This window comes from Streptomyces malachitofuscus, from assembly GCF_055571035.1.
Window position 1 is genome coordinate 39,378 of record NZ_JBVIGA010000017.1, and the last position, 23,731, is coordinate 63,108.

Below are 23,731 nucleotides of genomic sequence, written 5' to 3' on the forward strand. Positions count from 1 at the left end.
GACGGTCCGACGGCTCCGCGCGGCGACCGCGGGGACGCGGACCGTGGAACCGCTCCGCGCGACGCGGACCGCACCGCGTCCCTCCTCCGCAAGGAGCCCGCGGACACCCCGCGCGGCGCCGCCACGGCTTCCCCTGACGAGGACGCGTCCTCCCCGCGCGACGCCGCGGACGTCGCGGCCCCCCGCGGTGAGCGGGTGTCGGGCCCGTGGAACACGAGCCGGTCCGCGCTGTCCCGCGGTGAGCAGGTGGACGGTCCGACGGCTCCGCGCGGCGACCGCGGGGACGCGGACCGTGGAACCGCTCCGCGCGACGCGGACCGCACCGCGTCCCTCCTCCGCAAGGAGGCCGCGGACGCACCGCGCGGTGAGCGGGCGTCCGGTGTGCGTGACGCGGGCCCGGCCGCCAAGTCGCCGGACGGGGAGCAGACCACGGTGCTGCGCAGCCCCCGTGCCGGTGCCGGGGCGAAGAGCCCCTGGCCCGCTTCGTCCGCGGGCGCCGCCGCCGGGGCCACCGTCCGGGACCCGTGGCAGGAGGAGGAGCCCTCCGGCGAGGCCGTCGCGGTCACGCACGATCCGCACGAGGTGACCGTCCAGCTCGACGCCGTGCAGTTCGGGGACGGTGTGCTGCGCCGGGCGCCCGCCCGTCCGAAGGCGGGTCAGGAAGGCTCCGACGGGCCCGTGTTCGTCGACGAGTCCGGCCGCCGCAGCCGCAGGTACCGCCGTATCGGCATGACCATCGGTCTGGTCTGCGCGGGCTACGCCGTCGTCATCGTCGCCACGCTGCTGTCCGGCAAGTCCGACGCCCCCTGGCTGCCCGTGCCCGGACAGCAGCAGGAGCAGCAGCCCGCGGGGAAGGTGGAGACCACCCCGAAGCCCGGGGAGACGGACGCCACCCCCGGCGCCGGCACCAGCCTCCTCCCGGGCGGCTCCCCGAGCCCGGGCGCCCCCACCCTGCCCGAGCCCGGCGCCAGCATCGCCGCCCCCGGCACGACCGCCGACCCGGACGAGCCCGGCGCGACCGCCGACCCGAAGCCCTCCCAGACCGGGAAGACCCAGAAGCCGGGCACCGGATCCGACGACGGCCCCGCGTCGGAAGCCCCCGTGGAGACGCCGACCACCGCGCCGGCCGACCCGCCGCCGCCCGTCGACGACCCCGCCCCGGAGACGACCGCCCCCACGGACGGCGGTGCGGGCGGCACCGACGCCACCGGTGTCGACACCAACGCCGACGCCCCCGCCGCCGCCCGCCCTCTCGCCGCCGAGAGCCCCGACGCCGAGCCGGAGCCCTCCGCCCCGCCCGCCGCACCGTCCCCGGAGTACGTCCTCTGATGGCATCCCGAACCCGCCGTCGCCGGCTGCCCTTGCGGCTGCTGCTGCCGGTGCTCTTCCTCGTCGCCCTGATGGCGATGCTCATGCTGCGCGGCTACGTGCACAGCGAGATCCTCGCCGACCACCGCGTCCAGTCACCGGCAGCGTCCGACCAGGTGCCGGAGAAGGTCCTGGAGGGCGGCCCGGTCATGGACACCCGCGGCGGCCGCGCGGAGACCCTGCGCGTGCCCGACCGTCATGTCGTGCTCACCTTCGACGACGGCCCCGACCCGGTCTGGACCCCCAAGGTCCTGGACGTCCTGAAGGAGCACGACGCGCACGCCGTCTTCTTCGTCACCGGCACGATGGCCTCCCGCTACCCCGACCTGGTCCGCCGCATGGTCGACGAGGGCCACGAGATCGGTCTGCACACCTTCAACCACCCCGATCTCGCCCTGCAGTCGAGGGACCGCATCGACTGGGAGCTGTCCCAGACCCAGCTCGCCATAACGGGAGCCGCGGGCATCCGCACCTCCCTGTTCCGGCCGCCGTACTCCTCCCAGGCCGGCGCCATGGACAACAACTCCTGGCCGGTCACCCAGTACATCGGCGAACGCGGCTACATCACCGTCGTCAACACCCACGACAGCGAGGACTGGCGCAAGCCGGGCGTCGCCGAGATCATCCGCCGCTCCACGCCCCAGGACGGCAAGGGCGGGGTCGTCCTGATGCACGACTCCGGTGGCGACCGCCACCAGACCGTCCAGGCGCTCGACCGGATGCTGCCCGACCTGAAGGACAAGGGCTACGCGTTCGACAACCTCACCGAGGCCCTCGACGCGCCCAGCGCGCACTCCCCGGTGACCGGCGTCGAGCTGTGGAAGGGCAAGGCCTGGGTCTTCCTCGTCCAGGCCTCCGACAACATCACCGGCGTCCTCGTGGTCGGCCTCGCCGTCATCGGCGGCCTGGTCATCGCGCGCTTCGTGCTCATGCTCGTGCTGTCCGCCGTCCATGCGCGCAAGGTGCGCCGCAAGGGCTTCGCCTGGGGACCGCCGATCACCGAACCGGTGTCGGTGCTGGTGCCGGCGTACAACGAGGCCAAGTGCATCGAGAACACGGTGCGTTCCCTTGTGGCGAGCGACCACCCCATCGAGGTCGTCGTCGTCGACGACGGCTCCAGCGACGGCACCGCGCGGATCGTGGAGTCCCTGGGTCTGCCGGGCGTCCGGGTGGTCCGTCAGCTCAACGCGGGCAAGCCCGCCGCCCTCAACCGCGGTGTGGCCAACGCCCGTCACGACATCATCGTGATGATGGACGGCGACACGGTCTTCGAGCCGACCACCGTCCGCGAACTGGTGCAGCCCTTCGGCGACCCGCGCGTCGGTGCCGTCGCGGGCAACGCCAAGGTCGGCAACAAGGACAAGCTGATCGGCGCCTGGCAGCACATCGAGTACGTGATGGGCTTCAACCTCGACCGCCGGATGTACGACGTCCTGGGGTGCATGCCCACCATCCCCGGCGCCGTCGGTGCCTTCCGCCGCTCCGCGCTGGAGCGGGTCGGCGGCATGAGCGACGACACCCTCGCCGAGGACACCGACATCACCATGGCCATCCACCGCGACGGCTGGAAGGTCGTCTACGCGGAGAACGCCCGCGCCTGGACCGAGGCACCCGAGTCGGTGCAGCAGCTGTGGTCCCAGCGCTACCGCTGGTCCTACGGCACCATGCAGGCGATCTGGAAGCACCGCCGCGCCCTGATCGAACGGGGCCCCTCGGGCCGCTTCGGCCGCGTCGGACTGCCGCTGGTCTCGCTGTTCATGGTCCTCGCCCCGCTGCTGGCCCCGCTGATCGACGTGTTCCTCATCTACGGCCTGATCTTCGGCCCGACCGGCAAGACGATCCTGGCCTGGTTCGCCGTCCTCGCCCTCCAGGCGGCCTGCGCGGCCTACTCCTTCGTCCTCGACAAGGAGAAGTTCACCCCGCTGCTCTCCCTGCCCCTGCAGCAGATCCTCTACCGGCAGCTGATGTACGTCGTGCTGCTGCAGTCCTGGATCACGGCCCTCACCGGCGGCCGGCTGCGCTGGCAGAAGCTGCGGCGCAAGGGCGGCGTCTCCGCCCCGCCCGGAGCCTCCGCCCAGCAGCCGCAGGCCCTGGACGGCAGCCCGGTGGCGTAGACCGCCCCGCCCGCTCACTCCCGCCTGTCCGGCGGCGCACCAGGAAGACCCACGCACGTGACCGCACCCCTCCTGCCGGCACCCGACACGGACGGAACGGACGGAACGGATCATGCGGGCGGCCGGGACGGGTCGAACGACCCGTCCCGCCCCGTACCGTCCGGACCGGCCGTGCGCCCGCCCGCCCGTGACCGCTACTTCGACCTGCTCCGCGCGGTCGCCCTGTTCCGCGTCGTCCTCTACCACCTGATGGGCTGGGCCTGGCTGCCCGTCGTCTTCCCGTCCATGGGCGTGATGTTCGCCCTGGCCGGCCATCTCATGGCCCGCTCCCTGAAGCGGCCCGCCGTCCAGGTCGTACGGGGCAGGATGCGCCGGCTGCTGCCCCCGCTGTGGCTGCTCGGCGCGATCGGTGTGACGGGCATGCTGGCGCAGGGCTGGAGCCCCGACGACGAGGGCCACCCCGGCTGGTGGTTCCTCCACCTGACCTTCTGGGTGCTGCCGCTGAGCGACCCGCCCTACGCCGAGGGCGTCGCCGGGATCCAGGGCGTGCTCGGTGAGGACTGGGCCTCGGAACTCGCGGGCCCGCTCTGGTACATCCGCGCCTACCTCTGGTTCGTCCTGCTCTCCCCGTTGCTGCTGAAGCTGCTGCGGGCCCTGCCGTGGCCGGTGATCGTCGCGCCCCTCGCGCTGTCGGCCGTCCTGGGGTTCGGCTGGCTCTCCCTCCCCAGCGAGCGGATCGACTCGGCGCTCACCGACTTCAGCACCTTCGGTGCCTGCTGGATCCTCGGCATGGCCCACCAGCAGGGCGTGCTCAAACGCCTCCCGCAGTACGTCGTGCCCTCCCTGGCGCCGCTCGTCGCGGCCTTCGGCCTCTGGTACGCCTTCCGGCAGGGCTTCGGGACCGGCCACGACCTCGACTCCATCCCCTTCGCCCAGGCCGTGTGGTCGTTCGCGACCGTACTTCTGCTGCTGCACATCAGCCCCTCGTGGACCGAGTGGCCGCACCGGCTGCGCCGCTGGGACCGGCTGATCACCCTGCTCAACTCCCGCGCGGTGACGATCTACCTGTGGCACAACGTGTGCATCCTGGTCGCCGCCACCCTCTACGACCGGCTGTGGGGCTTCCGGACACTGGAGCTCAACGTGCCGTGGCTGCTGGAGAGCTCCTGGCCGGTGCTGGCCCTGGCGTGGATCCTGATCTCGGGCTGCGTGCTGGCCTTCGGCTGGGCGGAGGACCTGGCGGCCAGACGCAGGCCCCGGCTGTGGCCGGACGGCCGGGCGGGCCGCGGCGGCGGAGGCCGGCGGGCCCGGAAGCGGGCGCGGGTCTGACCCGGCGGGGGCGGGCGGCGACGAGCGGCCCGCCCGCCAGTACCGCGCGGGCGTACACCCGTGCGAGACTGCCCCGGTTGCGAAGGTGAACCGGGCGGCCGGTGACACGGTGGGGAGCGGGTGCGCATGAGCAAGCGGCAGACGCGGAAGATGCTGGGGCTGATGGCGAGCGGGGAGCCGGTCGAGCTCGTCAGCCCGATGGCGTCCGTGAAGAAGCTCGCCCGACTCGCCTTCATCGCCCAGCAGTTCGGCTACGAGTACGCCGACGTACGGCAGGGCGGCGGGAACAACAGCCAGCTCAAGATGGTGATCGTGCCCGACCCCGGCCCGCAGGCGCGGGCCCGGGCCGCGCAGAACTGGGCCCAGTACCCGAACGCGGGCGACGGGATGTCCCTGCCGCCACTCGTGCCGGACGCCGTGGAACTTCTCAAGGCGCGTATCAACTTCGACCTCACCGGCAAGAGCGCCGAGAAGCGGATGGGCTACGGGGCCCTCGGTGTCTCCATCGGCTGCGTGATCCTGGCCTACCGGCTCGGAGGCACGTCCACGGACTTCGTGATCTCGGGCGGGATCTGGCTCGCCCTCATGGCGGTCTTCGGCATCGGTCTCGTCGTCAACCGCAAACGCAACGCGAAGTTCGCGGCCCGGCTCCAGGCGGCCGGGTTCGCGCCGGTGACGGACGAGACCGGCCGGGTGCGCTACCTGCCCCCGGGCGGACAGATGCCGGGCCACGGCAACCCCTTCGGCGGCGTCCCCTACGGCGCCCCGGCACCCGGTTACGGACACCAGCCGCAGCCGCCGGGCCACGGTCACCAGCCGCAGCCCCCGATGCCGTATGCCCAGCCCGCCCCGGGCCCGTACGCCCAGCCTTCCTACGGCACCCCGCCCGCCCCGTACGGCACCCCGCCCGCCCCCGCCCCGTACGGCACCCCGCCTCAGCCTCCCCACCCCCAGCAGAACCCCCACTGGCAGCCCCCGCGCCGCTGACCTCACGGCACCGCCCGTGACCGGTGTCCGACATCTCTCACCCCGCCCCCGGGAGGGGTGAGAGCAACGTTCCCTGCCGGTCACTGTGCGGCACAGTCCGGAAACGCTGCCTCCCTACCTTCGGGACCATCCCCGCGCGGCACCCGTCCGCGCCCCGGAGCACAGTGGAGGCCCCATGACAGCCCCCAGCGGTCGCTGGATCCAGCAGTGGGACCCGGAGGACGAGACCTTCTGGAACCGGACCGGAGAACCGATCGCCCGCCGCAACCTCGTCTTCTCCGTACTGTCCGAGCACATCGGGTTCTCCGTCTGGACGATGTGGTCGGTGCTGGTGCTCTTCATGGGCCCGGAGTACGGGCTCACCCCGGCCGACAAGTTCCTGCTGACGTCGATGGTCACGCTCGTCGGCGCCGTCGTCCGGATCCCGTACACCTTCGCCGTCGCCGTCTTCGGCGGCCGGAACTGGACGGTGATCAGCGCCGCGTTGCTGCTGGTCCCGACCGTCGCCGCGTTCGCCGTGATGGAGCCGGGCACGTCCTTCTCCACGTTCCTGCTGGTCGGGCTGCTGGCCGGGATCGGCGGCGGCAACTTCGCCTCCTCGATGACCAACATCAACGCCTTCTTCCCGATGCGGCAGAAGGGCTGGGCGCTCGGACTGAACGCCGGCGGCGGCAACATCGGCGTCCCGGTGATCCAGCTCGCCGCCCTCGCCATCATCGGCGCGAGCGGCGGACCACGGGTCCTGCTCGGCATCTACATCCCGCTGATCGTCGTGGCCGCCGTGCTCGCCGCCCGCCACATGGACAACCTCGCCTCGGTGCGCAATGACACCGGTGCCGCGAAGGACGCCATGCGGGACGCGCACACCTGGATCATGTCGTTCCTCTACATCGGCACCTTCGGCTCGTTCATCGGCTACAGCTTCGCCTTCGGGATGGTGCTCCAGACCCAGTTCGGCCGTACGCCGCTCCAGGCCGCGTACGTCACCTTCATCGGCCCGCTGCTCGGTTCCCTGATCCGCCCGGTGGGCGGCAGGCTCGCCGACCGGTACGGCGGCTCGCGGATCACCCTGTGGAACTTCGTCGCCATGGGCGCGGCGACCGCCGTGCTGATCGCCGCCTCCATGCAGGCGTCGCTGACGCTCTTCACCGTCGCCTTCGTGGTGCTGTTCGTGCTGACGGGCCTCGGAAACGGGTCGACGTACAAGATGATCCCCGGCATCTTCCACGCGAAGGCGCTGGCACGCGGGCTGGAGGGCGAGGAGGCGGCCGCGTACGGGCGGCGGCTGTCCGGGGCGGCCATGGGTCTGATCGGCGCGGTGGGGGCCCTCGGCGGGGTCGGCATCAACCTGGCCTTCCGCCAGTCCTTCCTCTCCTACGGCTCGGGCACCGGCGCGTTCGTCGCGTTCCTCGCCTGTTACGCGGTCTGCTTCGCGGTCACCTGGGCGGTATACCTTCGCCGCCCCGCGGCCCGCCCGGGTGACACGAGCCCGGCCCCGGAGGAGAAGTCGCAGCTCAGCTACGCCCAGGTGTGACGTAACACTGGTGACATGAAGCCGAACCGAGCCTGTCATGGACCGTTGACAGGCTCGCTCGGCATGGAGGTGGAGCCGCACCTCCATGCGGTACGCCGACTCGAGCGCGGGACGAGAGCCATGTACGACGAACAAGAGCAGCCGGACCACGGGCCCCTGGCCGGGTTCACCGTGGGTGTGACGGCGGCGCGCCGTGCCGACGAACTGGGCACACTGCTGCAGCGGCGCGGCGCCGCCGTGCTGCACGCCCCTGCCCTGCGGATCGTGCCGCTCGCCGACGACAGCGAACTGCTGGCCGCTACCAAGGACATCATCGGGCAGGCCCCTGACATCGCGGTCGCCACCACCGCCATCGGCTTCCGGGGCTGGGTGGAGGCCGCCGACGGCTGGGGGCTGGGCGAGGACCTGCTGGCGCGGCTGCGCGGGGTGCGGATCCTGGCGCGCGGGCCGAAGGTGAAGGGCGCGATCCGGGCCGCCGGGCTGACGGAGGAGTGGTCGCCGGCGTCGGAGTCGATGGCGGAGGTGCTGGACCGGCTCCTGGAGGAGGGAGTCGACGGACTGCGGATCGCCGTACAGCTGCACGGTGAACCGCTGCCCGGGTTCGTGGAGTCGCTGCGGGCCGGGGGAGCGGAGGTGGTGGGCGTGCCGGTCTACCGGTGGCTGCCGCCGGAGGACCTCGGCCCGGTCGATCGCCTCGTCGACGCTGTTGTCGCCCGCACCCTGGACGCGGTGACCTTCACCAGCGCGCCCGCCGCCGTGTCCCTGCTGTCCCGCGCGGAGGACCGCGGGCTGCTCGACGACCTGCTCGCCGCCCTCGGCCACGACGTGCTGACCGCCTGCGTCGGGCCGGTCACCGCGCTGCCGTTGCAGGCCCGCGGCATCGCCACCGTGCAGCCCGAACGCTTCCGGCTCGGCCCGCTGGTCCAGCTGCTCTGCCAGGAACTGCCCGCGCGAGCCCGCGCGTTGCCCGTCGCCGGCCACCGGATGGAGATCCGGGGGCACGCGGTCCTGGTGGACGGCGTGCTCAAGCCCGTGCCGCCGGCCGGGATGTCCCTGCTGCGGGCGCTGGCCCGGCGGCCCGGCTGGGTCGTCTCCCGCGCGGAGCTGCTGCGCGCCCTGCCGGGAGCGGGCCGCGACGAGCACGCGGTGGAGACGGCGATGGCCCGCCTGCGCTCCGCCCTCGGCACACCGAAGCTGATCCAGACGGTCGTCAAGCGCGGCTACCGCCTCGCCCTGGACCCGGCGGCGGAGTCGAAGTACGGGGAGGGCTGACCGCGGCCCGAGGGGTTCCGGGCGCCGGTGCGGGCGGGCACTGTGGGGGGAGAACGGTTTCCCGGATCGCTCACCGGCCCGCGCGCGGGGCCAAGCTAGGCGGTGGCAGGAACATGGCACTGGGTACGGTCACGGCGCCCTACGAGCTGAGGTTCGACACCGGGCGGGTCTGCCTGGATCTGCTCGCGACCACCCATCCCGAGGAACGGCTCGACTCCGTGGCGGTGCTGCGGGCCTGGATCACCGGCTCCGGTCTCGTGCCCGAGGGCACCGCGCTGGCCCACGCGGACCCCTCCTGGCTGGTGGCGTTCCGTGAACTGCGCGGCCGGATCGCCCCCTTGGTGCGCGGCCGCCCGGCGCCCGGCGTCCGCTCCTACGATCTGGCGCTCGCCCGGGTGAACGAGCTCGCCCGCGCGGCGCCCCCGGCCCCCCGCGCGGTGCCCGGCGAGGACGGCTCGCTGGTGCGCCGGCTCGACGGGCCGCCCGGCCGGGCCGCGCTGCTCGCGGCGGTCGCGCGGGACACGGTGGATCTGCTGACCGACCCGGTCGCCCGCGCGAGTCTGCGTCAGTGCGAGGGCGACAACTGCCCCATCGTGTACGTCGACACCTCCCGCGGGCGCAGGCGGCGCTGGTGCTCCAGCGAGGTGTGCGGCAACCGCGAACGCGTGGCCCGCCACCGCCGCCGCGCGGCCCTCGCCCGCGCCTGAGGGGCTGTCCGACTCAACCGCCTTGCTCCCTATGCGGCTTCTGCGCGCCGCCGCGGCCGAAAAATTCCGAAGTGACGTCGGTTACACCCTCGTTCGCCCTCCGCGCGGCGCGAGCGGGCCGGCCGGTCGTGGCGGTGTGTCGGAAATGTAAAGAAGTGGCGGGGGGAATGTGACCTCATGTCCCGGTCGTCGCCTCGTCCCGCAGAAAACTGTCACCTCGCGTTGAACACCCAACCCCTGCCGTCCGTACCGGTTGTCGAGCGACCGACTGGGGGATCCCCCGGACACCGGAGGTGGGCGTGCGCAAGGATGCGGCCGTGGCCAATGAACGTGGAGCGAGGGCCCGACATCGCATGTCCTCACAGCCCTCGGAACCAGACGAGGAGCTGATGCGTGCGCTGTATCGCGAGCACGCCGGGCCTCTGCTGGCCTACGTCCTGCGCCTGGTCGCCGGAGACCGGCAGCGCGCCGAGGACGTCGTGCAGGAGACGCTCATCCGTGCCTGGAAGAACGCCGGTCAGCTCAATCGGGCGACCGGTTCGGTACGCCCCTGGCTGGTGACGGTCGCCCGGCGCATCGTCATCGACGGCCACCGCAGCCGGCAGGCCCGGCCGCAGGAGGTCGATCCGTCGCCGCTGGAGGTCATCCCCGCGGAGGACGAGATCGACAAGGCGCTGTGGCTGATGACGCTGTCGGACGCGCTCGACGACCTGACCCCGGCCCACCGGGAGGTCCTCGTCGAGACGTACTTCAAGGGGCGTACCGTCAATGAGGCGGCACAGACTCTCGGCATACCGAGCGGCACCGTCCGCTCCCGGGTCTTCTACGCCCTGCGGTCGATGAAGCTGGCTCTGGAGGAGCGGGGGGTGACGGCGTGATGAGTGTGTACGGGGGAAACCAGGGATTCGGCACGGGCGGTACGGGTATGTCTGGTGCCATGGAGGGATCACCGGTGCCGAACGAACACGAGACCGTCGGTGCCTACGCCCTCGGCATCCTCGACGACGCCGAGGCGACCGCCTTCGAGGCGCACCTCGCGACCTGCGAGTGGTGCGCCCAGCAGCTCGACGAACTCGCCGGCATGGAACCGATGCTGGCCGCGCTCGCGGACCTTCCCGGCACCGGGACGCCCGCGCTGGGCGAGTCGCTGTCCGCCAAGCCCTCACCGCGCGTGGTGGAGAAGCTGGTCGACGAGGTCGCCGAGCGCCGCGCGCGCAAGCGCCGCCGCAACTTCTACATGGTGGCCGCCGCGGGCGCGCTCATCGTCAGCGGGCCGTTCGTGGCCGTCGCGGCGAGCGGCGGGGACGGCGGAGGGAGCGGCGGGAGCGGTACCAACCGGACGCTCGCGGCCAACCCCGCGAAGGAGGCGTTCGACAAGAGCTCCGAGAAGATCATGGCGACCGACCCCGGCAGCCAGGTGACCGCGACCGTGGCCCTGGAGAAGAAGCTCTGGGGCACCGAGATCGTCACGGAACTGAAGAACGTCAAGGGCGAACAGAAGTGCTCGCTGATCGCCGTCGGCAAGAACGGCGAGCGCGAGACGGTGAACTCCTGGTCCGTGCCCGGCGAGGGCTACGGCCTGCCCGACGCCAAGACGGACAAGGCCAAGCAGCCCCTGTACGTCCAGGGCGGCGCCGCCTTCGCGCCCAACGAGATCGACCACTTCGAGGTCATGACCTTCGAAGGCGACCTGCTGGTCCAGGTCGACGCGTAGCCTCAACGGGCCCCCTTCGCGTACGGTTGACGGCTGCCCAGCACGTCAGAAGGGGGCCCGGTGGCCGCTCAGGCTCAACAGGAAACCGCGGTCGAAGCGGTTCACGACTCCGTTCGGGACCGGGAGATCCGAGTCGAACAGGAACACCTGGACCGGGTGTACCGGCGCCTCGACGAGAAGATCGACGAAGCGGAGTTCCTCATGCGCGACGCCGCCCGGCGCGGCCACGTCGGCACGCCCGGCGCCCTCGCCGAGCGGGACGCCCAGGTCTTCCGGGCCGGCATCCACCTCAACCGGCTGAACAACGAGTACGAGGACTTCCTCTTCGGCCGGATCGACCTGCTGCGGGGAAAGGACGGCAAGAAGGGTCCCGACGGCGCGTACACCGCCGTGGAGCCCGCCGAGGGGGTGATCCGCCCCGACAACACCGCCGACATCGCCGAGACCCTGCACATCGGCCGGATCGGCGTCCTCGACAAGGACTACGCTCCGCTGGTCATCGACTGGCGGGCTCCCGCGGCCGCCCCCTTCTACCGGTCCACCCCGGTCGACCCGGGGCGCGTGGTGCGGCGCCGCGTCATCCGCTCCAAGGGCCGCCGGGTGAGAAGCGTCGAGGACGACCTGATGCGCCCCGAGCTGACCGCGTTCCTCGACGGACGCGAGCTGCCGGTGATCGGCGACGGCGCCCTGATGGCCGCGCTGGGCCAGGCCCGTACGCACACCATGCGGGACATCGTCGCGTCCATCCAGGCCGAGCAGGACCTGGTGATCCGCGCCCCCGCCGCCTCCGTGACCTATGTCGAGGGCGGCCCCGGCACCGGCAAGACCGCCGTCGCCCTGCACCGCGCGGCCTACCTCCTCTACCAGGACCGGCGCCGGTACGCCGGAGGCATCCTGATCGTCTCGCCCACCCCGCTGCTCGTCGCCTACACCGAGGGCGTGCTGCCCTCCCTCGGTGAGGAGGGCCAGGTCGCCGTCCGCGCCGTCGGCTCGCTGGTCGACGGCGCCGAGGCCACGCTGTACGACTCCCCGTCGGTGGCCCGCGTCAAGGGCTCGTACCGCATGCTCAAGGTGCTGCGGAAGGCCGCGCGCGGAGCACTGGAGCTGAACGATTCACCGCAGCGGCTGAGGGTCGTCGCGTTCGGCCGGCGCCTGGAACTGGAGGCGCAGGAGCTCGCGGACGTCCGCCGCACCGCCCTCGGCGGCACCGCCCCGGTCAACCTGCTGCGCCCCCGCGCCCGCAAGCTGCTCCTCGACGCCCTGTGGGAGCGCTCCGGCGCCGGCCACCGGCACACCGACCCGGAGCTGGCCGCCGAGCTGCGCGCCTCCTTCGACGAGGACATCACCGCCGAGGACGACTTCATCGACTTCCTCGACGCCTGGTGGCCGGAGCTGGCCCCGACCGCCGTCCTGGACGCCATGGCGGACGAGAAGCGCCTGGGCCGCTGGGCCCGCCGCGTCCTCAACCCCGGCGAGGTCCGCAAGGTCGCCCGCTCGCTGAAACGGGACGGCCGCTCCGTGCACGACATCGCGATGCTCGACGAGCTCCAGGCCGTCCTCGGCGCCCCCGCCCGGCCCCGCAGGAAGCGCGAGCTCGACCCGCTGGACCAGCTCACCGGCCTGGAGGAGCTGATGCCGGTGCGCGAGGAGACCCAGCGGGAGCGGGCCGAGCGGCTCGCCCAGGAGCGCGTCGAGTACGCGCACGTCATCGTCGACGAGGCACAGGACCTCACGCCGATGCAGTGGCGCATGGTCGGCCGCCGCGGCCGGCACGCCACCTGGACGGTCGTCGGCGACCCGGCCCAGTCCTCCTGGTCCGACCCCGACGAGGCCGCGCAGGCCCGCGACGAGGCCCTCGGCACCCGCCCGCGCCGCCGCTTCGAGCTCACCGTGAACTACCGCAACCCCGCGGAGATCGCCGAGCTGGCGTCCAAGGTGCTCGCCCTCGCCATGCCCGGCTCCGAGGCCCCGAAGGCGGTGCGCTCCACCGGCGTCGAGCCGCGCTTCGCCGTCGCCGGGGACGGGCTGGGGGACACCGTGCGCGCCGAGGCCGCCCGGCTGCTGGACCGCGTGGACGGCACCGTCGGTGTCGTCGTCGCCATGCAGCGCCGCGAGGAGGCCCGGCGCTGGCTCGCCGGGCTCGGCGACCGCGTGGTGGCGCTCGGCAGCCTGGAGGCCAAGGGCCTGGAGTACGACGCGACGATCGTCGTCTCCCCGGCGGAGATCGCCGACGAGTCCCCGGCCGGGCTGCGCGTGCTCTACGTGGCCCTCACCCGGGCCACGCAGCAGCTCACGGTGGTCTCCGCGGACCGCGACGAACCGGACGCGGACGGGGTGCCCGATCTGCTGAGGGACTGAGGATCCCTGGGGGGACAAGGCGTCCGGAAAAAGGGCTTGTGCCACGGGAATGGTCTTACGGGATCCGTTTGTTAGCCTGGACGTGGCACCGGCCCGATCCAAGCCCCCGGGCCCAACCTTCGTCGCTACGAGCGACCACTTGCCGCGAGGCGAGCATGGCGGGTCGGTGTCATGAGCGTGTGAGAGGCCCACGTCACTTCCGAAGTGACGTGGGCCTCTTTCGTTGCCGCATCCACTCTCGTATGGTGGAAACTGTTTTCCGAAACTCGTCACGCCCCGGTGAACAAAACGTCCGCAATCCAAGGCGGCTACCACGTACCCAGGGGTAGGTGCGACGATCGGACGGCACCACTCGCGACACGGTAAAAGCAGAGGAAGTCGGCCATGGCAACGGCGCCCAGCGTCTCCTACTCGATGACCATCCGGCTGGAGGTGCCCGCGGGAGGAACCGCGGTCTCCCAGCTCACCGGGGCTGTCGAGTCCCACGGAGGCTCGGTGACCGGCCTCGACGTCACGGCCTCCGGCCATGAGCGGCTCCGTATCGACGTCACCATCGCGGCCACCTCCACCGCCCACGCCGACGAGATCGTCGAGCAGCTGCGCGGCATCGAGGGCGTCACCCTGGGCAAGGTCTCCGACCGTACGTTCCTGATGCACCTCGGCGGCAAGATCGAGATGGCGTCGAAGCATCCCATCCGCAACCGTGACGACCTCTCCATGGTCTACACGCCGGGCGTGGCCCGGGTCTGCATGGCCATCGCCGAGAACCCCGAGGACGCCCGCCGCCTCACCATCAAGCGCAACTCCGTTGCGGTCGTGACCGACGGCTCCGCCGTGCTGGGCCTGGGCAACATCGGCCCCAAGGCCGCGCTGCCCGTCATGGAGGGCAAGGCCGCCCTGTTCAAGCGGTTCGCCGGCATCGACGCCTGGCCGCTGTGCCTGGACACCCAGGACACGGACGCGATCGTCGAGATCGTCAAGGCCATCGCCCCGGGCTTCGCCGGCATCAATCTGGAGGACATCTCCGCGCCGCGCTGCTTCGAGATCGAGGCCCGGCTGCGCGAGGCCCTCGACATCCCCGTCTTCCACGACGACCAGCACGGCACCGCCATCGTCGTCCTGGCCGCGCTGACCAACGCGCTGCGGGTCACCGGCAAGTCGATCGACACCATCCGCGTGGTGATGTCCGGCGCCGGCGCCGCGGGCACGGCCATCCTCAAGCTGCTGATCGCCGCGGGCGTGAAGAACGCCGTGGTGGCCGACATCCACGGAGTCGTCCACGCGGGCCGCGAGGACCTGGTGGACGCCGCCCCCGGCTCCGCCCTGTGCTGGATCGCCGACAACACCAACCCCGAGAACCTCACCGGCACTCTGAAGGAGGCCGTGCGCGGCGCGGACGTCTTCATCGGCGTCTCCGCCCCGAACGTGCTCGACGGCGAGGACGTCGCCGCGATGGCCGAGGGCGGGATCGTGTTCGCGCTCGCGAACCCGGACCCCGAGGTCGACCCGGCAATCGCCCGCCAGACGGCGGCCGTTGTGGCCACCGGCCGCTCCGACTTCCCCAACCAGATCAACAACGTGCTGGTGTTCCCGGGCGTCTTCCGCGGTCTGCTGGACGCCCAGTCCCGCACCGTCAACACCGAGATGATGCTGGCCGCCGCGAAGGCGCTGGCCGATGTGGTCACCGAGGACGAGCTCAACCCGAACTACATCATCCCCAGCGTCTTCAACGACAAGGTCGCGGGCGCGGTCGCCGGCGCCGTGCGCGACGCGGCGAAGGCCGTGGGGGCGACTGCCCCGTAGGACGCCCGGCGTCAAGAGGGCTGTGAGGATCACCACGACCGGTGTGGAAACGGCGCGTCGCGGGACCCGGAGATCTGACAGCCCTCTATCGTGGCGGCCGGGCCGTGGCGCTCTTCGTGTGACTCCCTGGGGTGTTCTCACGACTCCTGCGGGTGCCGGATTGGCTTTACCGCCGCAGGTAGAGGCAGGATGCGTCCCTGGGCGCGAGGGTCCGACGACGGACCCGGGTCCGGGGACTCACCGAGGAACCTGGCAGCATCGGCTTGGCCGTGCCCAACATGCGGCTCCGCCGCGTGGCACGCCTCAACGGCAAGAAGAACACGGGAGTAAGAACATGAACCGCAGTGAGCTGGTGGCCGCGCTGGCCGACCGCGCCGAGGTGACCCGCAAGGACGCCGACGCCGTGCTGGCCGCGTTCGCCGAGGTCGTCGGCGACATCGTCTCCAAGGGCGACGAGAAGGTCACCGTCCCCGGCTTCCTGACCTTCGAGCGCACGCACCGTGCCGCTCGCACGGCGCGCAACCCGCAGACGGGTGAGCCGATCCAGATCCCCGCGGGGTACTCCGTGAAGGTGTCGGCCGGCTCGAAGCTGAAGGAAGCCGCCAAGGGCAAGTAAGGCCGCGTAAGCGCCGCAACGCCGATGGGGCGGTCACCCGAACCGGGTGACCGCCCCATCGGCGTTCGTGCGAAAGGCCCTAGGCCAGTGCCTTGCCCGGCAGCTCGACCTTGGCACCCAGGTCCGAGAGCTTCTCCATGAAGTTCTCGTAGCCGCGGTTGATCAGGCCGATGCCGTGGACCCGCGAGGGTCCCTGGGCGGCGAGGGCGGCGATGAGGTAGGAGAAACCGCCGCGCAGGTCCGGGATGACCAGGTCGGAGCCCTGCAGACGGGTGGGGCCCGAGACGACCGCTGAGTGCAGGAAGTTGCGCTGGCCGAAGCGGCAGTCCGAGCCGCCCAGGCACTCGCGGTACAGCTGGATGTGGGCGCCCATCTGGTTGAGCGCGGAGGTGAAGCCGAGGCGGGACTCGTAGACCGTCTCGTGGACGATGGACAGGCCCGTCGCCTGGGTCAGCGCGACCACCAGCGGCTGCTGCCAGTCGGTCTGGAAGCCGGGGTGCACGTCCGTCTCCAGCGCGATGGACTTCAACTGCCCGCCGGGGTGCCAGAAGCGGATGCCGTCGTCATCGATCTCGAAGGCGCCGCCGACCTTCCGGAAGGTGTTCAGGAACGTCATCATCGAGCGCTGCTGGGCGCCCCGGACGTAGACGTTGCCCTCGGTCGCCAGCGCGGCGGACGCCCAGGAGGCGGCCTCCAGGCGGTCCGGGACGGCGCGGTGGGTGTAGCCGCCGAGTTTGTCCACACCGGTGATGCGGATCGTCCGGTCGGTGTCCATCGCGATGATCGCGCCCATCTTCTGCAGGACGCAGATCAGGTCCTCGATCTCCGGCTCCACCGCCGCGTTGGACAGGACGGTGACGCCCTCCGCGAGCACCGCCGTCAGCAGCACCTGCTCGGTGGCGCCGACGGACGGGTACGGCAGCCGGATCTTGGTGCCGCGCAGCCGCTGCGGGGCCTCCAGGTACTGGCCGTCCGCCCGCTTCTCGATGGTCGCGCCGAACTGCCGCAGCACGTCGAAGTGGAAGTCGATGGGCCGGCCGCCGATGTCGCAGCCGCCGAGACCCGGGATGAACGCGTGCCCGAGCCGGTGCAGCAGCGGGCCGCAGAACAGGATCGGGATCCGCGAGGAGCCGGCATGGGCATCGATGTCAGCGACGTTCGCGCTCTCCACGGAGGTGGGATCGAGCACCAGTTCGCCCGGTTCCTCCCCCGGACGGACCGTCACGCCGTGCAGCTGCAGCAGGCCCCGAACGACCCGCACGTCGCGGATGTCCGGAACGTTGCCCAGGCGGCTCGGTGCGCTGCCCAGCAGCGCGGCGACCATGGCCTTCGGTACGAGGTTCTTCGCACCGCGGACACGGATCTCGCCCTCCAGCGGGGTTCCGCCGTGGACAAGCAGTACGTCATCAGCGCCGTTGACGGTCATGGATCTCGCGTTCCGTGGGGGAGTGGAGCAGGGCCAGGAAGGAAAGGGTAGTCGCCCCCGGCCCCCCTTCTGTAAGCCCGAGGAGGCTCCGGGAACGTCATGGGTCTGTCACAACACGAACCGTTTCCCGGCGGCCACATGCGGTCACCGCGACCCGTGTGCGCCGGGCGTGCTCTCGTCCGCCCTCGCGTCTCCCACCACCACCCTCAACCGAGGCCTTACCAGGCCGCTCCTTCAATTCATGGCTGCATTCACCCCCATACCCCCATTGCCTCCCCGCGCGGAGGGAAGATGCGGGATCATGTCTGGCATGACCGAGGTGTCCTCGCTCACAGGGCGGCTGCTCGTGGCCACTCCCGCTCTGGCGGACCCGAACTTCGACCGCGCGGTGGTGCTCCTTCTCGACCACGACGAGGAGGGTTCTCTCGGTGTGGTCCTCAACCGTCCGACGCCCGTGGACGTCGGCGACATCCTGGAGGGGTGGGCGGACCTCACCGGCGAACCAGGGGTCGTCTTCCAGGGCGGTCCGGTGTCACTGGACTCGGCGCTCGGTGTCGCCGTCGTCCCGGGTGGGGCGGCCGGGGAGACCGCGCCCCTGGGCTGGCGGCGGGTGCACGGCGCCATCGGGCTGGTCGATCTCGAGGCGCCGCCCGAACTGCTCGCCACGGTCCTCGGCTCGCTGCGCATCTTCGCCGGTTACGCCGGCTGGGGCCCCGGCCAGCTGGAGGACGAGCTGGTGGACGGCGCCTGGTACGTCGTGGAGTCCGAGCCCGGTGACGTCTCCTCCCCGGCCCCTGAGCGGCTCTGGCGCGAGGTGCTGCGCCGCCAGCGCAACGAGCTCGCGATGGTGGCCACGTATCCGGACGACCCGTCGCTCAACTGATGCGTGTGAGCTTCAGTACCCTTGGCTGTTATGAGCACTCTTGAGCCCGAGCGCGGGACTGGTACGGGGACCCTCGTCGAGCCGACGCCGCAGACCTCCCACGGCGACGGTGACCACGAGCGCTTCGCCCACTACGTCCAGAAGGACAAGATCATGGCGAGTGCCCTCGACGGCACTCCCGTCGTGGCGCTGTGCGGCAAGGTCTGGGTGCCCGGCCGTGATCCGAAGAAGTACCCGGTCTGCCCCATGTGCAAGGAGATCTACGAGTCCATGGGCGCCGGCGGCGACGACAAGGGCAAGGGCGACAAGTAGTCCGCCCGGCCCGGCCGCGTCGGCCGGTCACGTCCGTCCTCCGCTGAGGCCCCCGGGGTGCGTTTTGCGCGCCCTGGGGGCCTTTGTGCTGTCCGTGCGTTGCGCAGGGTGCGTCTGCCGGTCACAGAGTGGTTGAGACCTCTTGTGGCGCGGTTCACCCAGTCCTTAGCCTCCGGTGTGTTGTGCACAGCGAAACCGCCATTGCATATGCTGCAACGCGTTCGGAGGAGCAACTCCATGAAGCTGTCCGCCCGCATGGTCGCCGTCGCGGCCGTCCTCGCCACCGCCGCCTGCGCGCCCCAGACCTCCGACAACTCCTCCTCCGACAAGGACGAGAAGACCGGCACCCTGCGCGTCTGGCTCTTCCAGGAGGTCAACAACGGACCCAAGGAACAGGTCGTCGACTCCGTCCTCGCCGGGTTCGAGAAGGCGCACAAGGACACCGAGGTCACCGTCGAGTACATACCCGTCGAGACCCGCGCCCAGCGCATCAAGGCCGCCTTCAACGATCCCGCCTCGGCGCCCGACCTCATCGAGTACGGCAACACCGACACCGCGGGCTATGTGAAGGACGGCGGACTCGCCGACGTCACCGCGGAGTTCAACGCCTGGAAGGAGGCGAAGGACACCGACCCCACCGCCAGACAGTCGGTCACCGTCGACGGCAGGATCTACGGGGCCCCGTACTTCGTCGGCGTCCGCGCCCTGTACTACCGCACCGACGTCTTCGACGACCTCGGCCTCGACGTCCCGAGGACCCAGGCCGAGTTGATCTCCACCGCCAAGGAGATCCGCGACGCCAGGCCCGAGATGTACGGCATCGCGGTCGGCGGTGCCTACACCTACGGCGCGATGCCCTTCATCTGGGCCCACGGCGGTGAACTCGCCACCGGCAAGGGGGGCTCGTACGCCTCCGCCATCGACAGCCCCGAGTCCCGCAAGGGCATCGAGGCGTACACCTCGCTCTTCGGTGACGACAACTGCCCGGCCGCCAAGTGCGCGGGCATGGGCGGCAACGACACGGTGACCGCGTTCGCCTCGGGCAAGGCGGCCATGGCGATCGGCGGCGACTTCAGCCACGCGGCCGTCGAGGCCGGCAAGGTCAAGGGCAAGTACGCCGTGGTGCCGCTGCCGGGCGTCGAGGCGGGCTCCATCGCCCCCGCGTTCGCCGGCGGGAACAACCTCGGCGTGCTGAAGTCCACCTCGCACCGCACCCTCGCCGTCGACCTGATGAAGCGGCTCGCGTCGAAGGAGGCGCAGGGCGCCCTGTTCGAGGGCATGGGCTTCCTGCCGACCTTCTCCGACGTGCGGGAGCAGGTGGCCGCGAAGGAGGCCTTCGTGAAGCCGTTCGTCGAGACGCTCGCCGCCGACACGACGTTCGTGCCGGCATCGCCGGCGTGGGCGCAGATCGACTCGTCCCAGGTGCTGCCGACGATGTTCCAGGAGATCGTCTCCGGTAAGAAGGACGTGGCGAGTGCCTCGGGCGATGCGGCGAAGAAGATGAACGAGGCGTTTGGCTCCGCCGGATGACGGTGCCTACGAGCTCGGGGACCCTGGAGCGTCGGCGGGTGCGGGTGGATCGTGGTCACTCGCGCCGTTCCCCGCGCCCTTTCCGGGGCTCCGGCATCCCCTGGCTTTATCTCGCGCCCGCTCTTGTGGTCCTTGGGGGGTTGCTGGCCTACCCGATCTATCAGCTCGGGCTGATTTCTCTCTTCCACTACACCCAGGCGCAAGTCAGTGGGGGTGAGCCGACCACCTTCGAGGGGTTCGGGAACTATGCCGAGCTCTTCGGGGACGAGCAGTTCTGGCAGGTGCTGCTGGCCACCGTGGTGTTCGCGGCGGCCTGTGTGGTCAGCACGCTGGCCGTGGGGTGTGCGCTCGCCGTGCTGCTCACCCGCGTGCGGGCCGTGCCGCGGCTGGCGCTGATGCTGGCCGCGCTCGGCGCCTGGGCGACCCCGGCGATCACCGGGTCCACGGTGTGGCTGTTCCTGTTCGACGCCGACTTCGGGCCGGTCAACCGGGTGCTGGGTCTCGGGGACCACTCGTGGACGTACGGGCGGTTCAGCGCCTTCTTCCTGGTGCTGCTCGAAGTGGTGTGGTGCTCCTTCCCGTTCGTGATGGTGACGGTCTACGCCGGCATCCGCTCCGTACCGTCCGAGGTGCTGGAGGCCGCCTCCCTGGACGGGGCCTCGCAGTGGCGCATCTGGCGCTCCGTGCTCGCGCCGATGCTCCGGCCGATCCTGGTCGTCGTGACCATCCAGTCCGTCATCTGGGACTTCAAGGTCTTCACCCAGATCTACGTCATGACCAACGGCGGCGGCATCGCGGGCCAGAACATGGTCCTGAACGTCTACGCCTACCAGCAGGCGTTCGCGTCCTCGCAGTACAGCCTCGGCGCGGCGATCGGCGTGGTGATGCTGCTCATCCTGCTCGCCGTCACGCTGGTCTATCTGCGGCTGCTGCGCCGCCAGGGGGAGGAACTGTGACGATCGTGAGCCAGGACCGGGGGCCCCGGGTGAAACCTGTGCGCCGGTTCGTCCGGCGTCCGGGGCGGCTGGCGGCCGAGACGGCGGCGCTGCTGGTCGCCGCCGTGGTGGCCTTCCCGCTGTACTGGATGGTGCTGAGCGCCTTCAAACCGGCCGGGGAGATCGAGTCCACCGAGCCGCGCCCCTGGACGCTCGCCCCCACGCTGGACTCCTTCCGGCGGGTGTTCGGGCAGCAGGAATTCGGCCGGTACTTCCTCAACAGCGTGGTCGTCGCGGTCGCCGTGGTGGTCGCCTCCGCGCTGATCGCCTTTCTCGCCGCGACCGCCGTCACGCGTTTCCGCTTCCGTATGCGGACCACCCTTCTGATCATGTTTCTGGTGGCCCAGATGGTGCCCGTGGAGGCGCTGACGATCCCCCTGTTCTTCGTCATGCGGGACTTCGGTCAGCTGAACACGCTGTGGTCGCTGATCCTGCCGCACATCGCGTTCTCCCTGCCGTTCGCGATCTGGATGCTCAGGGGGTTCGTGAAGGCCGTTCCGGAGGCGCTGGAGGAGGCCGCGTACATCGACGGGGCGAGCCGCGCCCGCTTTCTCTGGCAGATCCTTTTCCCGCTCGTGCTGCCGGGTCTCGTCGCCACCAGCGTGTTTTCCTTCATCTCCACCTGGAACGACTTCCTGTTCGCCAAGTCCTTCATCATCAGCGACATCTCGCAGTCGACCCTGCCGATGGCGCTGCTGGTCTTCTACAAACCCGACGACCCGGACTGGGGCGGGGTCATGGCCGCGTCCACGGTGATGACGATTCCGGTACTGGTCTTCTTCGTACTCGTACAGCGGCGTCTGGTCTCCGGACTGGGCGGCGCGGTAAAGGACTGACGTGACCGAACTGATTCCAGCGCCCCGCAGCGTCGTCGCCGGCACCGGCGAGGTGCGGCTGACGGCCCACTCCCGGCTCCACGCCGGTGAGGGGACCCAGGGCGTGGCCCATTGGCTGCGCACCGTCCTCCGGCAGGCGACCGGACTGCCGCTGCACGAGGGGCGGGAACCCGATGCCGTCGCCGGGGACGGCATCGCGCTCGCGCTCGGCCCCGGGCTCGGTCCCGAGGAGTACCGCCTCGTCAGCGGTCCGACGGGGGTGCGCATCGAGGGAGGTGGCGCGGCCGGTGTCTTCCAGGGCGCCCAGACGCTGCGGCAACTCCTCGGCCCCGACGCCTTCCGCCGGGCCCCGGTCCGCCGCGACGGGGTGTGGGCGGTCCCGTACGTGACGATCGAGGACGCCCCCCGCTTCCGCTGGCGCGGGCTGATGCTGGACGTCGCACGGCACTTCATGCCGAAGGACGGGGTGCTTCGCTACATCGATCTGATGGCGGCGCACAAACTCAACGTCCTGCATCTCCATCTGACGGACGACCAGGGCTGGCGCGTCGAGATCCAGCGGTATCCGAAGCTCACCGAGATCGGCTCCTGGCGCGCGCGGACGAAAGTCGGCCACCGCGCCTCACCGCTGTGGGACGACAAGCCGCACGGCGGTCACTACACCCAGGACGACATCCGCGAGATCGTCGCCTATGCCGCCGAACGGCATATCGGCGTCGTCCCCGAAATCGACGTCCCCGGGCACTCGCAGGCCGCCATCGCGGCGTATCCGGAACTCGGCAACTCCGATGTCGTCGACACCGCCTCCCTGACCGTCTGGGACACCTGGGGGATCAATCCGAACGTCCTCGCCCCCACGGACGACACCCTGCGCTTCTACGAGGGGGTGCTCGAGGAGGTCCTGGACCTGTTCCCCGCGGACGCCGGGCCGTTCTCGTCGTTCGTGCACATCGGCGGCGACGAATGCCTCAAGGACCAGTGGCGCGAGTCGGACACCGCGCAGAAGCAGATCGGCAACCTCGGGCTCGCGGACGAGGACGCCCTTCAGGCCTGGTTCATCGGGCACTTCGACGGCTGGCTCGCCGCGCGGGGACGCCGGCTGATCGGCTGGGACGAGATCCTCGAGGGCGGACTGGCTCCCGGCGCCGCGGTGTCGTCCTGGCGCGGCTACGCGGGCGGGGTCACCGCGGCCCGCGCGGGGCACGACGTGGTCATGTGCCCCGAGCAGCAGGTGTACCTGGACCACCGTCAGGACGCCGGCGCCGACGAGCCGGTGCCGATCGGGTACGTGCGCACCCTGGAGGACGTCTACCGGTTCGAGCCCGTGCCGGCGGAGCTGACGCCGCAGGAGAGCGCACGGGTGCTGGGCACCCAGGCCAACGTGTGGACCGAGGTGATGGAGGACCAGGGGCGCGTCGACTACCAGACGTTCCCCCGGCTCGCCGCGCTCGCCGAGGTCGCCTGGAGCGACCTGCCCGCCCCCGCCGACCGGGACTTCGCCGGGTTCGAGCGGCGGATGGCCGCCCACTACCGGCGCCTGGACGCCCTCGGGGTCGGCTACCGTCCGCCCACCGGCCCGCTGCCCTGGCAGCGGCGCCCGGGCGTGCTGGGACGCCCGATCGACGGTCCGCCGCCGAACCGGTAGCCCGCCGCCCCCGCCCGGCCCGCGGTCCCGGGGCCGCCCGCCCCGGGACGCCGAACGGGTCCCGCGCGGCCGCGCGCCCCGGCCCGAACAGGCCGTGCGATACGGGTACAGGCATCACCGAAGGGTGCCAATCCTCGGCAGACCGGTGATGCCGGGCGAAATCCGCCATGCCCGGGGTGAGGTGGGCGAATGCCTCCTAGCGGACCCCCGTCTTCGGCGCCTGCCAAGATGTGCCAGAGTTGCCACGTCCGCCCTGTGAGCACGTACCGTACGGCGCACGGGTGGGACCAGGTGGGGCAGCG

General features: G+C 71.3%; 19 protein-coding genes. 18 read left to right on the forward strand and 1 reads right to left on the reverse strand.

The features are described 5' to 3' along the window. From ACZ44S_RS23985 to ACZ44S_RS24040, 12 genes are all read left to right on the forward strand, one after another. Positions 1 to 1,329, forward strand: a 1,329-nt coding sequence (locus ACZ44S_RS23985; RefSeq protein WP_466932297.1) for a hypothetical protein, incomplete at its 5' end; no start/stop codon positions are given. Continuing rightward, positions 1,329 to 3,482, forward strand: coding sequence for a polysaccharide deacetylase family protein (locus tag ACZ44S_RS23990; RefSeq protein ID WP_466932299.1), 2,154 nt, complete (start codon positions 1,329 to 1,331; stop codon positions 3,480 to 3,482). The genes ACZ44S_RS23985 and ACZ44S_RS23990, both read left to right, overlap by 1 nt. Positions 3,483 to 3,653: 171 nt before the next feature. After that, positions 3,654 to 4,811 (forward strand): acyltransferase family protein, encoded by a 1,158-nt coding sequence (locus tag ACZ44S_RS23995; protein WP_466932556.1) that lies wholly within the window; start codon positions 3,654 to 3,656, stop codon positions 4,809 to 4,811. Positions 4,812 to 4,937: 126 nt separating this feature from the next. Continuing rightward, positions 4,938 to 5,798, forward strand: a complete 861-nt coding sequence (locus ACZ44S_RS24000) for a single stranded DNA-binding domain-containing protein (RefSeq protein WP_466932302.1) — start codon at positions 4,938 to 4,940, stop codon at positions 5,796 to 5,798. Between the two features lie 175 nt (positions 5,799 to 5,973). Next, positions 5,974 to 7,332: a nitrate/nitrite transporter gene (locus tag ACZ44S_RS24005; protein WP_466932304.1), complete on the forward strand. Its 1,359-nt coding sequence runs from the start codon at positions 5,974 to 5,976 to the stop codon at positions 7,330 to 7,332. A gap of 120 nt (positions 7,333 to 7,452) precedes the next feature. Then, a complete protein-coding gene (locus tag ACZ44S_RS24010; RefSeq protein WP_466932306.1) occupies positions 7,453 to 8,604 on the forward strand; it encodes a uroporphyrinogen-III synthase in 1,152 nt (383 codons plus the stop codon). 113 nt (positions 8,605 to 8,717) lie between these two features. After that, a complete protein-coding gene (locus ACZ44S_RS24015; RefSeq protein ID WP_466932308.1) occupies positions 8,718 to 9,311 on the forward strand; it encodes a CGNR zinc finger domain-containing protein in 594 nt (197 codons plus the stop codon). 293 nt (positions 9,312 to 9,604) lie between these two features. After that, on the forward strand, positions 9,605 to 10,189 hold the full coding sequence (locus tag ACZ44S_RS24020; RefSeq protein ID WP_004930798.1) for a sigma-70 family RNA polymerase sigma factor: 585 nt from the start codon (positions 9,605 to 9,607) through the stop codon (positions 10,187 to 10,189). 74 nt (positions 10,190 to 10,263) lie between these two features. Then, entirely contained in the window at positions 10,264 to 11,025 is a 762-nt protein-coding gene (locus ACZ44S_RS24025) for an anti-sigma factor family protein (RefSeq protein ID WP_466932310.1), read from the forward strand. Between the two features lie 60 nt (positions 11,026 to 11,085). Beyond that, a complete protein-coding gene (locus tag ACZ44S_RS24030; RefSeq protein ID WP_466932312.1) occupies positions 11,086 to 13,383 on the forward strand; it encodes a HelD family protein in 2,298 nt (765 codons plus the stop codon). A gap of 384 nt (positions 13,384 to 13,767) precedes the next feature. Continuing rightward, positions 13,768 to 15,186: an NAD-dependent malic enzyme gene (locus tag ACZ44S_RS24035; protein WP_466932314.1), complete on the forward strand. Its 1,419-nt coding sequence runs from the start codon at positions 13,768 to 13,770 to the stop codon at positions 15,184 to 15,186. 334 nt (positions 15,187 to 15,520) lie between these two features. Next, entirely contained in the window at positions 15,521 to 15,802 is a 282-nt protein-coding gene (locus ACZ44S_RS24040) for an HU family DNA-binding protein (RefSeq protein ID WP_004987462.1), read from the forward strand. Positions 15,803 to 15,881: 79 nt separating this feature from the next. On the opposite strand, the gene murA is transcribed toward ACZ44S_RS24040, so the two are convergent. Then, the gene (murA, locus tag ACZ44S_RS24045) at positions 15,882 to 17,228 is read right to left on the reverse strand and encodes a UDP-N-acetylglucosamine 1-carboxyvinyltransferase (protein WP_466932317.1); all 1,347 of its coding nucleotides are present in this window, start codon (positions 17,226 to 17,228) and stop codon (positions 15,882 to 15,884) included. A gap of 310 nt (positions 17,229 to 17,538) precedes the next feature. Here murA and ACZ44S_RS24050 point away from each other — a divergent pair, with 310 nt between their 5' ends. The 6 genes from ACZ44S_RS24050 (at position 17,539) to ACZ44S_RS24075 (ending at position 23,429) form a co-directional block, all read left to right on the forward strand. Continuing rightward, positions 17,539 to 18,111, forward strand: a complete 573-nt coding sequence (locus ACZ44S_RS24050; protein ID WP_190164152.1) for a YqgE/AlgH family protein — start codon at positions 17,539 to 17,541, stop codon at positions 18,109 to 18,111. A gap of 30 nt (positions 18,112 to 18,141) precedes the next feature. Beyond that, positions 18,142 to 18,423 (forward strand): DUF3039 domain-containing protein, encoded by a 282-nt coding sequence (locus ACZ44S_RS24055; RefSeq protein WP_073931595.1) that lies wholly within the window; start codon positions 18,142 to 18,144, stop codon positions 18,421 to 18,423. Positions 18,424 to 18,660: 237 nt separating this feature from the next. Then, positions 18,661 to 19,953, forward strand: a complete 1,293-nt coding sequence (locus tag ACZ44S_RS24060; protein ID WP_466932321.1) for an extracellular solute-binding protein — start codon at positions 18,661 to 18,663, stop codon at positions 19,951 to 19,953. Continuing rightward, positions 19,950 to 20,909, forward strand: coding sequence for a carbohydrate ABC transporter permease (locus ACZ44S_RS24065; protein WP_466932323.1), 960 nt, complete (start codon positions 19,950 to 19,952; stop codon positions 20,907 to 20,909). Before ACZ44S_RS24060 ends, ACZ44S_RS24065 begins: the two co-directional genes overlap by 4 nt. A gap of 29 nt (positions 20,910 to 20,938) precedes the next feature. Then, positions 20,939 to 21,784, forward strand: coding sequence for a carbohydrate ABC transporter permease (locus tag ACZ44S_RS24070; protein ID WP_466932558.1), 846 nt, complete (start codon positions 20,939 to 20,941; stop codon positions 21,782 to 21,784). Between the two features lies 1 nt (position 21,785). Then, entirely contained in the window at positions 21,786 to 23,429 is a 1,644-nt protein-coding gene (locus ACZ44S_RS24075; protein ID WP_466932325.1) for a beta-N-acetylhexosaminidase, read from the forward strand. Positions 23,430 to 23,731 lie beyond the last annotated feature (302 nt).